Raw genomic sequence first — 14,300 nt, 5'->3', positions numbered from 1 at the left:
ACCTTTATAATCCGTTTAATTGAATTTACGAATATTAATTATGATTTATATTTTCTTAATAAATCTTTTAATCTCTCACGCTCTTCTTCAATAGTTAACTCATTATTTTGTCTAGGCTGCTCTTCTGGAACTTCTTCTATTTCACGTAGCCATTCTGGTACCAGTTCTTTTCGTTTGGTATACCCTGACCTAAATTGTTTTTTATTCTTACACAAATCAAACTGTGCATCTAACACAACTACATCATTAAGTGTTTTTACTTTTTGACTTTCCCAATTTTTAAGAATTCCACGTACATACCTCCACTTTGGTATATTCTCATCAATTGATCTCTTTACTGCTTCCAAAATTAGTTCCCTACCTAATGCTTCGCAAAATTCAACGAGCTCTGCAATAGCTATTTCACTTAACAGTATCCCATTCCTCAACAAAAATTTATGACTTATTTTGAAATCTTCATTTATCACTCTTTGTGAGAGTGATTTTTCCTTATTATCATGATGATCCTTATTTTGTGTATCAGTGTTTAGTTTTTTAGTACTTTGTATATCAGTATTTAGTAGCTTGCGATTTTCAGCCAGTAGATTCCCATCAACAGGATTTTCAGCAGGTAGGTTTTCCACTGGTGAAAAATCATCCACTGGGATTTCGTAAATAATTGTCTCCCATCTTACAATTTTATTTTTTTCATCTCTAATCGGAAATCTTTTAATGTATCCATACTCTTTTAATTCCTTCATTCCAGCTCTTAAGCTATTAATACCATCTTTTGCATGTTGAGATAATTCCTCTCTATAAAAAACCCAATCATCTGGAAGTGTAAGTATGTATGCTAATATCCCCTTCGCCTTCCAAGAAAGCCTTTTATCTTTTAACCCTGTATTATTTATGACGGAATAATTATTATCCTTTTTAACTCGAAAAATCCCCATAATATCTACCTCTCCATTATCGTTAAGAACGAATATTTAATTTGAAAGTTCTGCACTCATTACCATCAACTTCCTAATTATGAAAGCTATTTTTTACCCTTTTCACACCAACACGAAGTTAAAAAGAACTTAAAGTTCGATTTATTATTAAAAAAAATATCATCTACACTCATATCAAAAAACTGTGCAATCTTTTTAGCAATTTTCATTGAAGGGGTTCTTTCTTTTTGATCAATCATTCGAATATAACGCTCTGTAACTCCACAATAACTAGCAAGTTCTTTATAAAACTTCTTTTCCAGATCGTACATTTTGTTACCCATTAGTCCACCTCCGTAAGAACAATTAGTTCTAAATACAGATTAAAGAACTTATTGTTCTTTGTCAATGCGAAAAAGAACTTTTTGTGCTAAGATAAATCTATAAAGAACAATTAGTTCAATTAGAGAGGTGAACAATGTGATAGGAGTTAGAATAAAATCCTTACGAAAAAAAGAAAATTTAACACAAAAGCAACTGGCTGAAAAAATTGGAGTTTCACAAAGAATGATAGGTTACTACGAATCAGAAGAGAGATTCCCTCCACATGATGTTCTAACTAAATTAGCGGATTGCTTTTCAGTTTCAGCTGACTATTTGCTAGGACGAGCTGTTACGGACGAAAAAAAGAAGCAATTAACGCCAAAAGATGAGAAAGACATAGCAAAAAGAATGGAAGAAATAAAAAAGGACCTGCAAGGAGAAGATGGGTTAATGTTCTCTGGTGAACCTATGAGTCAAGAAGCTGTAGAATCACTATTAGATGCAATGGATTACATTGTCAAACAAACGAAAGTAATCAATAAAAAATACGTGCCTAAGAAATATCGTAATCCAGACGATAACTGATGCAAGCTTAGGAGGGAATAAATTGAAATTCGTCATTAAAGATCTAGTCCAACAACTTAGCACCAAATACAACACGACAAACCCCTATGAGCTTGCAGATTACTTAAAAATACATGTACTAACATGGGATTTACATGAAGAAATAAATGGTTTTTATAAATATGAAAAAAGAAATCGTTTCATTGTTATTAATACTAATTTATCTCCATTTATGCAGAGAACTGTTTGTGCTCATGAATTAGGACATGCGGTTCTACATACTCATGCAAATACACCTTTTTTGCGTAAGAATACATTCTTTTCCGTTGATAAATTAGAGATAGAAGCGAATACGTTTGCTGCGCTTTTGTTAATTGACAAAAAGACCATTCAGCCTGGTGATACAAAAGCATGTATAGCATACAAAAATAATATACCAGTTGAACTGTTGGAATTTTACAAGTCTTGCTAAAGGAATTAAGACATTTTAATTATTGGTTCAAACACTGACGAAAAAAAGAGAATATTCCATCGTTACAGCATAGGAAATGAAATAGTAGCTATTGTTTAAAATTATGTAAGTCTTCTTTTTGGTGCTATACTTTTTTTGAGTCTAGTAATCGTCATTTTACGGTAGCCCTCAAAACATATATAACAAGGGCTGCTATTATTAATTAACTGAATTTTCTTTCTTTTATTGAGAAATGGTATATGATGGATTTATTCCTTTCTAATTTCTGTTATGATATTTATTAAGGTATATATGATATATATAGGATGAGGAGGATACTATGAACGTTTCAGTTAAGGGGAACGATAAGATTACACAGCTTTTAAATGAATGGTATATAGAAATCCGTGCAAGAAGAATCGGTCAAGCGCATAGACTGAAAGAAGAGATTGATAAAAAGATTAACGATATAGAAGAAGATAAGAATCTACAATTATATTACTCCCTTTTAGACTTCCGCTTCCAATACATTGTAGACAACTTAGGTGTCTCTGCAAATAGCTTTGATAAGGTTGAAGCATTTGAAATTCCAACAAACAACTTTTTAACTTACTACTATCATTTCTTTAAAGCAATACATACTTCGGGTATTGGTAACTATGCAATTGCAAAAGAACACTTTGACAAAGCAGAATCTCTTCTTGAATTGGTACCCGACGAGATTGAAAAGGCGGAGTTTTACTATAAACTAGGTGCTTTTCATTATGATATTTATGAATCACTTAACTCAGTTAAATATACGTCCAAAGCAAAAGAGATTTTTGAACAACACGAGAACTATGAACGTAACGTCGGGTTCTGTGAGAATCTTCTTGGAACTGCATGTACAAAATTAAAAGAATGGGCATTATCAGAAGAACACCTTATTAAGGCTATGGATATATTTCAAAAGCTTGATGAGGAAAAGTATATTCTTATGGTTAGACATAACCTAGGGTATATGTACTCTAGTCAAAACCTCTCTCCTTTGGCAATTAGATATCTTTCGGAAGTAATAAACCATAATCCTAAACATCACAAGGCAATCTTCTTAAAAGCAAGAGAACATTATAAATTGAATGAACCTGATATTGCGAAGGATTTAGTCGATAAAGGTTATAGCATATGCCTCGAATTAGGCAATACAGAGTATATCCATCTATTCTCTATTTTAAACTGCCTCATCTCTAATGTACCTGGAGAAGATTTAGAAAAGACTGCACTTGAAGGAATATCTTACTTTGAAAGCGAATCACTATATGAGTATGTGGAAGATAGCCAAGAGTATTTGGCTGTTAAATTCTATGAAGAAAGAAACCATATTAAATCAAGTGAATACTTCTATCTGGCCACAAAGACACGACAAAAAATCAAAGAAAGGGAGTCCTTAAAATGAAAAAACTAGTATTAGGATTGATGGGCGTTTTAACAGCCTTAACTTTGACAACAGGTATTTCCTCTGACAAGGGTAACAATAAATCTGTTACACCTGTTATTATGATGATGGAACATGGAGATCACGGTGGTTAATATCCTATTTTAATGTACACAGAATAGATACTAATGCAAAGGGAAGAATGTTTTCTTCCCTTTTTATATTGCTCCACTTTGTATATGCTATCAAATCTTTTCATTAAAAAATCTCTAAGCTCTAATATTGTCCATACTTCCCTGTACGAAAATCGATACATGACTTAAAATATTATTTTGCTTGTACAGAAACGTGTAATATAGAGTAATCTGGATTTAGAGTAACTACAGACTCTCCAGGGCTTATTGAATGTAGAGGACTTATAGCTATTTCTACGCTATGATTATCTTTTTCAAAACGATTGATATAATCCTTATTATTTTTTACAAAACTATCAATTTCTTTTTTTAATTCTGGATTTGGATTTACTAATTTATCAATCTCTTTATCAAGTGTGAAATTCGGATTTATCATATGCATCCAGTTTTTCGCTAGCTCAATAGTTGATTTGTCAACGACAAACACGAAATAGAAATTATCTGCATCCTTCCCAACAAACGAAAATGAACCATGAGAATCAATCATTCTTGGCAAATTAGGAGTATATAGATCAATTTCTGATGCTACGTATCTATATCTTAAATTCGCATTATATTTCTTATTTACTTCAGTAACAAGATTTTGACCTTGTTTAGAAATAGATTGCTCTCTTACAGGTGAAATTTCAATTGAATATCTATCAAAGAAAAAATCATCTGTCACTAGCGCATTTGGAATACCTATTGGTGTTACTCCTGGTTTTGTCTCTGGTTTTGTTTCTGGTTTCGTTTCTGGCTTTGTTTCTGGCTTTGTTTCTGGCTTTGTCTCTGGTTTTGTCTCTGGTTTTGTCTCTGGTTTTGTCTCTGGCTTTGTCTCTGGCTTTGTTTCTGGTTTTGTCTCTGGCTTTGTTTCTGGTTTTGTCTCTGGCTTTGTTTCTGGTTTTGTCTCTGGCTTTGTTTCTGGTTTTGTCTCTGGCTTTGTCTCTGGCTTTGTTTCTGGTTTGTTCACACTTTTAATTCCATTGTATAGAAACTGTGCATATTGCTCACGAGTTACAACTCTTTTTGGCTCGAATAAGTTACTTCCTGTACCAGCAGCAATTTTACTTTCCTGCACTGCACTGATTGCCTTCGTAGCCCAATAATTCTTGTCAACATCCTTGAAAGTTGTGACAGTTGTTGCTTTTAATTGAAATGCTTGTGTTAGAACAGCTGCCAATTGTTCACGATTAAGGACCTCATTTGGTCCAAACTTTCCATTACCATATCCACTCATAATCCCTGCATTTGTGATTGCTAAGATTTCTTTTTCAAACATAGTACCTTTTATATCCGTAAATGGATTTTGAAATTTAGCATCTACATCTACTGGTTTCAAGTATACATAAAGCAATCTAGCAACTTGACCACGTGTAATACTATCACCGAAACCATATATGCCATTTCCATAACCAGCTACGATATTTTTCTCTTTTAGATCCATAATTGCTTTATATGACCAATGATCAGTAGGAACATCTTTAAATGTTGTATCTGCCTGTACATTTGTTAAAGATGTTAAAGTTGTTGCTGCAAGTACTGCACCTGTTAAAATCATTTTTTTCATTTTCATGCTATTTCCCCTTCTTCTCCTAATTATTTTTGCGAATAAAAATATACTTTATTTTCCAACATAAACATAATAACATAAATACATTATATTTATATATAATTATTTATTGTTATTTATTATAAAAATACTAATTCCCCCCAGCACGCTATAGACTCACCAAAAAACTCTTCTTGCCTATAGAAGAGTTTTTACTACAATTTTACTGTTAAATAGCATTTTCCTTTATTTTAGTAAATGTCTGCTGTATTCTTTTTAAACTAGCCGAGATATTGTTTTAGTATTTCTAACCCTGTTTTCAAATCTTCTAATGAGTTTGTAGAGGATAGCGCAACTCGTAAATACTGATTAGGCATGGTTTGTGCGGTAATAAAAAATACATATAATAAGTACCCTATACACCATATTAGATTAAATCTTATTAAAACAAAAAAGGATGTCCTAGTAACATATCTAGGGCATCCCTTTATTTTTACTCATCTTAAAACATCGTATTATTATTAGCTGCCTCATTGGGAATCTCTTGAATTACATCCCAATGTTCAACAATCTTCCCATCCTTTATACGAAAAATATCCACTATAGCAACTCCCTTATCTTGAGAATTAGTACGAGAGTGTACATGAAGAGCAACTGTATCTCCTTCAGCTACTACACGTTTAATCTCTGCAGAGGAATTTGGATTTTTTACAAAGTCCTCCTTAAAGAAATCCATGAAGGCTTTTCGTCCATCAGCAACAAAAGGATTATGTTGCTTATAATCTTCACTTACATATTTAGGGATAATATCGATATTATGTTTGTTAAAAACTTCATTATAGAAATCAACTACCATCTTTTTATTCTTTTCTTTTTCTGTCACATTATCTTTCGATACTGGTGCAACATTCTCGCTCTTTGGTGAATGACCTTTGGTATTACTAGTTGAAGCTTGAAATATCAAAGTCGACACAATTCCTAAAATAAACACAGAAATAATTATTACTATTAAATTTTTCTCTATTTTCATATATAGCTACCTCTTCTAATTTTATGATTCATATTCGATAAAGGATAAACCTTACCCAGAATGTGATGTAAGAGATATTGTTAGGAAAATCCATCTTTCCTAACAATACTCCCTATACGAGGCATGTCAGAAACTAGTAACTCTAACTTAATACCTCATTAACAGTTGCACTGTCCACAATTTGAATAAACTTTTTAACCTTATCGTTCTCATCAAACTCATAAAGATGACAAAAATCTGCTATGAATGATTTCCCTGTTACTTTATATGTTCCACTATATTTTCCATACACAATAACAGTATTGTTATTAAAAGCATAAATTTCATCTTTAGCGCTATAGTTATCCCATTCAGTTCCAAGACGTTCATGTACATTTTTCACTACTTCATCAGGACCTATATAAGTGCCCGCATATGGAAAGCCAGCAGCTTCTGTCCAAGATACCTTTTCACTTAAATACGTTTTGAACGCATCCATTTTTCCTTCACCAGTTAACACATATGTTTCATGTAATAGTTTTTGATATCTATTCATCGCATTAACCCCAAGGCATTTCTTTTGTTACAACTTTTGCACTTAATTCTAATACACCTTTATTAGCATAGCCTGGATATGCTGTTTCAAGTTTTGCTACAAAATCTTTTGAAGTTTTACTTTCCTCAGAAGCCTGAATTGCAGTTCTTAAATAATCCATAGTTGCAGTAATCGCTTGATTATCTAAGGATTTTTCAATTGATCCATGGCTCGGTACAATTACGTCCGCATTTAAAGCCTGTAGCACTTTCAAGTTCTCAATCCATGCCTCCATTGCTGCTTTTGAACTAGTATCTGCTAAGAATAGATGGATTTCGTTAAATACATCTATTCCCCCAATTAATAATTTCAGTTCTCTGTTAAATAAGCTAGTTCTGTAATGATCTAAGCCTACTAGTTCAAATGTTAGTCCCTGAAAATCAATAGATTTTTCCTTAAACACTTGAGGTAATACCACATTACTTGGTGCATTTTCTCCAAGTGCATCTTTCCAAACTTTCAATTTCCCTAATACAGAATGAACAATATGTTCAACCGTAGACTCTGTAGCATACGCTATAGCATCTGGGTAAGCAGCTTTAATACTTTCTAACCCAAAATAGTAATCAGGATCCCCATGGATAATAAAGATTTTATCTAGAGATAAGTTATTATTTTTCAAATAATCCACAATTTCTTTCGAATCAGATTGAGTAAATTTTGAGTTTATTAAAAATGCATGTCCTGCTTTCTCAACTAAGGTTGCAGTGACCATAAAACTTTTTTCGTCTGAACTAAACACCGTCAATTTTACATCTTTTTGATTTATATCAATTGTTTTAAACATAGAATGCTATTCTCCTTTTGTTAAAGTTATTAACTAATTATCATATTTTTATCTTGTTCCGATAAAATCTCCCACTCCCATTTATCTGAAAGTGTAATAGTACTGGCGAATATTCCGGAGATCAACGTCAGGTGGTCTAAGATAACATGTTTGCTACTGTATCCTAAATTTTCTTAATATAAATTTTTAAAACGCGCTTCAATTTTGTCCGGTGTCATTACGCCACCACCAATAGGAATAATTTGATTATCCTTTTGTAAAAGTAAGGAAGGATAGCTATTAACACCAAGCTGTCGAACTTTATTGAAATCATTTTGGACATCTATTATTGTTTCTTGAGCGTTTAAACGTTCTAATACTTGTTCAGGGTCCAAACCATGCTCAATTGCAATCTTACGATATGTCTCAGGATCACTTAGGCTTTGTCCATCATAATAAAACGCTTTTTGCATAGCAGACGTGAATTCTAACAAACGGTCTGGTGCTAATGAGCGTAAAGCTGAAAAGCCAATTGCAGCATCTTTTGAATTCATCTTAAAAGTACCTTCTTCCACCAATTTTTGATAGGAAGGACCAAATTCTGCGCCTGTAAGTTGATTAATTCTTTTATTTCCCTCTTCTATATATGAGAAATTTTTTATTGGTAGATCATCTAAAAATAACCCCCCACATAAAACTGTTAACGGCATTTCAGTGTGGTCTTTGTAAAATCCTTTAATATTTTCTGAAAAACCATAGCACCATCCACAATATGCGTCCCATACATATATAAGGTTATCTTGTTTTTTCTCCATTTAAATCTCCTACCTTTATTTTTATTAGCTAGTTCAGCTATCACTTAAAAATTCTTAGCTAGCTTTTTAGTTTGTAAAAGTGCATCTTTTTTAGCAACCTTATTATTTTCCCCAAAAACTAATCCTTCCAAAAAAAGATCACTAAAATTATTTATAAAAGATAACACTGCACATTTTAGCTCTAAAGCAGGAAATACTACCGTTAAGAATATGAATAGTTGTTAATATAGTAGTAATTTTCTGCACTAAACAACAACGTATAGACCGCTATCCTTAATTAAATATATAAATTTTTTTCTTAAAAAAGGAAGTCGTTGTAACTAAATAAGTTACATCTTATGTAACCATATTAGTTACAACGACTTCGAAAGTCAATTCTTTTTTACAAAAAACATTAAATTTCTACTTTAACGTTTCCACAACTATGGAATTAAAGTAAATTCCCTTTACCCTAAATGTCCATTATTTCAGGTGATGATTTCCAAAAACATCTTCTTATTTCTTTAAATGGAACAAACTTGCTACTTAGATTGTCTATTAATTATACGTATAAAACAGGTGTTTATGATAAGAGTGATGCAAGAAGAGTGTTACCCTATACCCTCTTTAATTGTATTGATATTTAGAACACCTAGACGAAAACCATATATTTATGAAAGAGGTTGAAAATTTATGTTAGTCTTAAACAAGTTTTTTAACATGTTACCTTACAAAAAGATTGTACCTGTATTATTTCTTTCATGCGCAACGCTTATAGGCTGTTCCAATAGTAATACTCAATCTGAACCACCTAAACAAGCCAAACAAGAAAATACAGTTAATCATTCTTTTGCTAAGCTTGAAAAAGAATTTGACGCTAAACTCGGTATTTATGCCTTGGACACTGATACGAATCAAACCATTACTTATCAATCAGATGAACGGTTTGCATACGCTTCTACCCACAAAGCTCTAGCCGTGGGAGTACTTTTACAAAAGAAATCAATAGAAGATCTCAATCAAAGAATTTTGTATACTCGTGAAGATCTTGTTAATTACAATCCAATTACAGAAAAGTATGTTGATAAAGGTATGACTCTGAAAGAGCTTGCAGATGCTTCCCTTCGATATAGTGATAATACGGCACAAAATCTTATTCTTAAACAATTAGGTGGGCCTAGTGAATTCAAAAAATCACTGAGAGAAATAGGAGATACCGTTACAAACCCTGAACGTTTTGAACCAGAATTAAACGAAGTGCATCCAGGAGACACTCATGATACTAGTACCCCAAAGGCATTAGCCACTAGTCTGCAGGCTTTCGCTCTAGGAGATGTACTTTCAACTGAGAAACGGAATTTATTAATAGATTGGATGAAAAGAAATACTACGGGAGACAACTTAATTCGTGCTGGAGTTCCAGGAGGATGGGAAGTAGCTGATAAGACTGGCTCGGGATCTTATGGAACCAGAAATGATATCGCAATTATTTGGCCACCAAATAAAAAGCCAATTGTTCTTGCGATACTTTCTAATCATGATAAAGAGGATGCTAAATACGATGATAAGCTTATTGCAGAAGCAACCAAAATAGTATTGGATGCTTTAAAAGCTCCAAATAAATAGTAATAGTAGTTAGTCATCAGAATTTTTTTATTTTCCCGTCACAATACTGTGACGGGTTTTTTGTGTATTTTATAAAGAATCATCATTTAAAGTGTAATTTAAAGAAATAATTTGAGAAGATTTTAAATGATAAATAACATATGGAAAGGAAAGATTATACTCTTTTCATGAAATAAAACTCAGTTATCAATCTAAACCAATTTTTATATCTAACAATAACAAGTGTACATATTCACCTTTCAGATAGCCTCTTTTATTCTAATTTCTTCATTTCTTTCAGCCGTTCTATATCCTTTTCTGAAGCCTTTTCTATTTTATACAATTCATAGCTACCCTTTGTCTCATTTATCACTACAAATTCAATTTCATTCCGAATATAGCTTTTAGTTTTTCCTTTTTTATAACCAATAACATTATCTAATATAGTTTCCCCACTATCTTTTTTATATAAATTATAGCTAACAGGTGGACGACCAATTACATACGTATTATCAGAAAAGCCGACTATATCATCTCTTCCTAATCCTGTCGAAACACTCCAGACAAAAATAATCTGAAATATAGAAAAGACAACTATACCGCATAAGAGAACCAATAGGATTGATTTAAAAAATAACTTTAAAAATATCCTGCCCAAAAACATTCCCTCCCATTTCACCTCGGGATAGCAAGAACAAAACGTGAGTTTTGTACGCTAAGAAACCGAATTTTTATATTGTTGAACTCAATCCCCGTCAATGCCATAAGAAAAAGGGTTACCGCAGTAACCCTTTTTCTTATAATACACGTCATTTAGGTAAGCTATGGATGAATAAAGTCAATCTATGAAATTTCCCACAATTTTTTAACTTCCACCAATTCCTGCCCATTGAATTCCATTCTATATATATCTGGTTTTGATGTCTGTAGTAAAAAATTCAAATCATACTTACTATCATAATATCCCATCATCAAAGTCATTACAGCTCCATGTGTGCCTACTACTACTTTCTGTCCTCGATAGGTGTTCAATAATTTTTTTAAAACTTTTATAGCACGTTTCTGACAGTCGACATTCGACTCTCCTCCTATTAAAGCAAAGTCGGGGTCTATGAATGACTTTTCTATCAAAGGGAATAATTCTTTATCCGACATTCGTTCCTCTTCAGCAATAAAAATTCTCTCTTTTAAGTCCTCAAATACTATAACTTCTTGTCCTATTTGCTTCGCTAACTGCTGAACAGTTAGAATTGAGCGATTGTATGGACTCGAGATAACAACGTCGATTTCCTCACCTTGTAATGCATCTGTTATTCGTTGAACATCTAATTTTCCTTTTTCAGTTAATCCTCTTGTTCCTTCTTTTCCAAACTTTGGTGAATCTCCGTGTCTAACCATATATATGAAAGTTTTCATAATTACCTCCAGGTTTTTAGGTTTCTTTATTCCTTATATAGCTTATATTAATTAAAAAGAACTTTCCCAATGACCATAACTAATAATCACTATAAATCCTTCTGCATGCGATATCTTGAATACATTTCTTTACAATTCTGTGAACGTAAATGTATTCAAACAAAAGAAAGCGTAAAATGGAGAGCTAAAAAAGACGAGTTTTGTTCTAACCCTTTTGTCATCTTCTAATTAATAATTCGTTTGCATATTCACGAGCCCAATGATCGGCGTCTAATACTGTTTCCAAATCTGGATTTGCAATGCTATGATGAGCTTCAAGAGTAGAATAAATTGTTTTTTCAATATCAAAAAATGAAATTTCATTTTGTAAATATAGCGAATTTGCAATTTCGTTCGCTGCATTTAAAACAGCAGGTGTTGTACCACCAATTTTCCCGGATTCATATGCATAATGTAGGCAAGGGAATTTTTTGAAATTTGGTTTTTCAAAATGTAGGCTAGCTATCTCTAATAGGTTTAATTTTTTATAGTCTGATAGTAATCTAGTTGGATAATGAAACGCATATTGAATCGGTATTCTCATATCAGGGGCACCGAGCTGTGCCATGATAGAGCCATCTATAAATTCAACTAAAGAATGAATAATACTTTCTTTATGAATTAAAACATCAATTTTCTCATAAGGGATATCAAATAACCAACGTGCTTCCATGATTTCAAAGCCTTTGTTCATTAAAGTAGCTGAATCAATGGTTAGTTTTGCTCCCATTAACCAGTTGGGATGCTTTAAGGCATCTTTAGCTTGTAAGATTTCCATTTCCTCACGCGTTTTATCTCGAAATGCACCGCCTGAAGCAGTAACAATAAGCCTCTCGATTTCTTGAGTATTTTCCCCATTTAAACATTGAAAAATGGCAGAGTGCTCACTGTCTACTGGAATTAAGCGGCAGCCGTTTCGTTTCGCTAAATCTGTCACAATATGCCCTGCCGCAACTAATGTTTCTTTGTTCGCAATTGCTATATCTTTTTTCGCTTTTAATGCTTCAATTGTTGGAAGGAGACCAGAAACACCGACAACTGAAGATAATACAAGATTAGAATCAGGGTAAGTTGCAACTTCAATTAATCCATCTGTTCCATATGTGACTTTTGTGTCCTTCGAAATTCGCTTCCGAAGTGCATCTGCTAATTCTTTTGTGCTTACGCTTACAATTCGAGGGTGAAATGTATGTATTTGTTGTTCAAGAAGGTCAATATTGTGATTTGCTGTTAAACCAATAATTTTAAAATGTTCCGGATGAGAAGTGACTACATCTAATGCAGACGTACCAATTGAGCCAGTTGAACCAAGAATCGAAATATATTTTACCATGATAATTCCTCCAAAGTTGTATACTCCCTCTTTACACACCTATCCTACGATTCTATAGAAAGAATAGTGTATATTTCATTTTAGGCATTATATTATATTGAAATTTTATTCAATCTTTCCTGTGATTGACTATTAGTTCTAACAAACAGACCCTTATATAGGAAAAATGCCCCTATTATTACAATCATACCAATATAAACAGACATCATCGTAGGAATTAAGAATGCACCGACGATAATAGTCATTCTTGCAATTAAGTCCGCCCCAATATCTGATAGACTCGCAAAGGCTGAATATGATCCTCTCTTATCAGCCGGAATCATATTAGCTTGTTCTGCATTTCTAATTGGTGAGTAGACAAGTTCACCAACAGTAGCAATAAAGTTAAAAATAATTAGTACGTACCAGGTGTTTGCAGATGTAACTACCACATAACCTATCCCATAGAGCACAAGACCTAAAAGTAACGCTTTTTTTCCACTTAGATGATCTGTAAATTTATTTACAATAAATGTTAAACATACTACTAAAAGCATATTTTGTATGTTAAGAATACTTAGCATCCTCACTCCTACTATTTCAAAGTTCCCAATGCTTATTGGATTGAATGTTTCTGAAAGTCGTACACCAATATAACTGTTTAACGAAAACTCTGCTGCAAATATGCAGGTAGACCCTATGACAACTCTTAAAAATGCTCTATCTTGAATAGCAATTTTATAATTTTGAATTAGATCAAGTACTATATTTCCCTGCCTTTTTTCTAAGCACTCATTAACTTCTGCAACTAGCCAAATTTTATAAGCAATCGGTACTGTAGCAGAAACACAAGTCAGTAGTATAAACAACTCTTGTTGGTGATTAATGTATAAAAAACCACCTAATGCTGCACCAATTGCCATAGAAAGATTCATAAGCCAATAGTCAATTGTATAGACAGCCTTTCGATTTTCCGGTGTAGTTGAGTCTATGATGATAGCTTGCATGGATGGTCTCCCAAGACTGCTAGTTATAATAAAACCTACATAAGCGATTGCAAATAACCAAATTATCTTATTTGTAGGAAATAGGCTTAAAGTCATAAATAAAAACATTAAAGTACTAGAAAAAGAAGTTAATAATAAGATTTTCTTTCGTTGAAATCGATCTGAAATGTAACCTCCAATTAAATTTGAAAAAAAACTTAAAGTAACGGTTAAGATTAAAAATAACCCGGCCCATACTTTATTTATTTCTTGAGCAAAAAACAATGCCATGAAAGGCATTACTGCTGATGTGACAGCACGATTAAAAAACGATGTAATTAAGCGTACTTTTATATTTTGCTCAAAATCTTTCCAATTCATCGTATCTCCTC

Annotated in this window: 16 protein-coding genes; 5 read left to right on the top strand and 11 right to left on the bottom strand. The window is 32.7% G+C overall.

The genetic code is table 11. The features are described from left to right. Positions 1-38: 38 nt before the first annotated feature. Together KZZ19_RS29335 and KZZ19_RS29330 are read right to left on the bottom strand one after the other, a co-directional pair. On the bottom strand, positions 39-932 hold the full coding sequence (locus tag KZZ19_RS29335) for a DnaD domain-containing protein (protein WP_097818964.1): 894 nt from the start codon (positions 930-932) through the stop codon (positions 39-41). Positions 933-1,018: 86 nt separating this feature from the next. Continuing rightward, positions 1,019-1,255, bottom strand: a complete 237-nt coding sequence (locus tag KZZ19_RS29330; RefSeq protein WP_237982282.1) for a helix-turn-helix transcriptional regulator — start codon at positions 1,253-1,255, stop codon at positions 1,019-1,021. 136 nt (positions 1,256-1,391) lie between these two features. Here KZZ19_RS29330 and KZZ19_RS29325 point away from each other — a divergent pair, with 136 nt between their 5' ends. The 4 genes from KZZ19_RS29325 to KZZ19_RS29310 all read left to right on the top strand — a co-directional run bounded on the left by KZZ19_RS29325 (position 1,392) and on the right by KZZ19_RS29310 (position 3,819). After that, positions 1,392-1,820: a helix-turn-helix domain-containing protein gene (locus tag KZZ19_RS29325; protein ID WP_097818962.1), complete on the top strand. Its 429-nt coding sequence runs from the start codon at positions 1,392-1,394 to the stop codon at positions 1,818-1,820. A gap of 22 nt (positions 1,821-1,842) precedes the next feature. Continuing rightward, positions 1,843-2,271: an ImmA/IrrE family metallo-endopeptidase gene (locus tag KZZ19_RS29320; RefSeq protein ID WP_226546100.1), complete on the top strand. Its 429-nt coding sequence runs from the start codon at positions 1,843-1,845 to the stop codon at positions 2,269-2,271. Positions 2,272-2,590: 319 nt separating this feature from the next. Then, complete coding sequence (locus tag KZZ19_RS29315) at positions 2,591-3,685, top strand: tetratricopeptide repeat protein (RefSeq protein WP_226546101.1); 1,095 nt, start codon at positions 2,591-2,593, stop codon at positions 3,683-3,685. After that, on the top strand, positions 3,682-3,819 hold the full coding sequence (locus KZZ19_RS29310) for a hypothetical protein (protein WP_167519267.1): 138 nt from the start codon (positions 3,682-3,684) through the stop codon (positions 3,817-3,819). The genes KZZ19_RS29315 and KZZ19_RS29310 overlap by 4 nt, the downstream gene beginning before the upstream one ends. A 172-nt stretch (positions 3,820-3,991) precedes the next feature. On the opposite strand, the gene KZZ19_RS29305 is transcribed toward KZZ19_RS29310, so the two are convergent. From KZZ19_RS29305 to KZZ19_RS29285, 5 genes are all read right to left on the bottom strand, one after another. Beyond that, the gene (locus tag KZZ19_RS29305; RefSeq protein WP_348638061.1) at positions 3,992-5,410 is read right to left on the bottom strand and encodes an S-layer homology domain-containing protein; all 1,419 of its coding nucleotides are present in this window, start codon (positions 5,408-5,410) and stop codon (positions 3,992-3,994) included. Positions 5,411-5,888: 478 nt separating this feature from the next. Further along, entirely contained in the window at positions 5,889-6,416 is a 528-nt protein-coding gene (locus KZZ19_RS29300; protein WP_226546103.1) for a nuclear transport factor 2 family protein, read from the bottom strand. A 142-nt stretch (positions 6,417-6,558) separates the two neighbouring features. After that, entirely contained in the window at positions 6,559-6,951 is a 393-nt protein-coding gene (locus tag KZZ19_RS29295; protein ID WP_016089859.1) for a nuclear transport factor 2 family protein, read from the bottom strand. Between the two features lie 4 nt (positions 6,952-6,955). Continuing rightward, entirely contained in the window at positions 6,956-7,777 is an 822-nt protein-coding gene (locus tag KZZ19_RS29290) for a cytoplasmic protein (RefSeq protein WP_098654120.1), read from the bottom strand. A gap of 173 nt (positions 7,778-7,950) precedes the next feature. Next, positions 7,951-8,571: a DsbA family protein gene (locus KZZ19_RS29285; protein WP_237982284.1), complete on the bottom strand. Its 621-nt coding sequence runs from the start codon at positions 8,569-8,571 to the stop codon at positions 7,951-7,953. 672 nt (positions 8,572-9,243) lie between these two features. Between KZZ19_RS29285 and bla the strand changes: the two genes are divergently transcribed. Next, positions 9,244-10,176: a class A beta-lactamase gene (gene bla, locus KZZ19_RS29280; RefSeq protein ID WP_237982285.1), complete on the top strand. Its 933-nt coding sequence runs from the start codon at positions 9,244-9,246 to the stop codon at positions 10,174-10,176. Between the two features lie 253 nt (positions 10,177-10,429). Here the strand turns inward: bla and KZZ19_RS29275 are convergent, their stop codons facing one another. The 4 genes from KZZ19_RS29275 to KZZ19_RS29260 all read right to left on the bottom strand — a co-directional run bounded on the left by KZZ19_RS29275 (position 10,430) and on the right by KZZ19_RS29260 (position 14,289). Further along, entirely contained in the window at positions 10,430-10,813 is a 384-nt protein-coding gene (locus KZZ19_RS29275; protein ID WP_226546107.1) for a hypothetical protein, read from the bottom strand. Positions 10,814-10,998: 185 nt separating this feature from the next. Further along, positions 10,999-11,571, bottom strand: coding sequence for a histidine phosphatase family protein (locus KZZ19_RS29270; protein WP_226546108.1), 573 nt, complete (start codon positions 11,569-11,571; stop codon positions 10,999-11,001). Between the two features lie 217 nt (positions 11,572-11,788). Further along, a complete protein-coding gene (locus KZZ19_RS29265) occupies positions 11,789-12,943 on the bottom strand; it encodes a 1-deoxy-D-xylulose-5-phosphate reductoisomerase (protein ID WP_237982286.1) in 1,155 nt (384 codons plus the stop codon). A 92-nt stretch (positions 12,944-13,035) separates the two neighbouring features. Then, entirely contained in the window at positions 13,036-14,289 is a 1,254-nt protein-coding gene (locus tag KZZ19_RS29260) for an MDR family MFS transporter (protein WP_226546110.1), read from the bottom strand. Positions 14,290-14,300: the final 11 nt, after the last annotated feature.

The organism is Bacillus thuringiensis, assembly GCF_022095615.2.
Taxonomy (GTDB): domain Bacteria; phylum Bacillota; class Bacilli; order Bacillales; family Bacillaceae_G; genus Bacillus_A; species Bacillus_A cereus_AG.
This window is presented reverse-complemented; position numbering and strand designations above follow the sequence as displayed.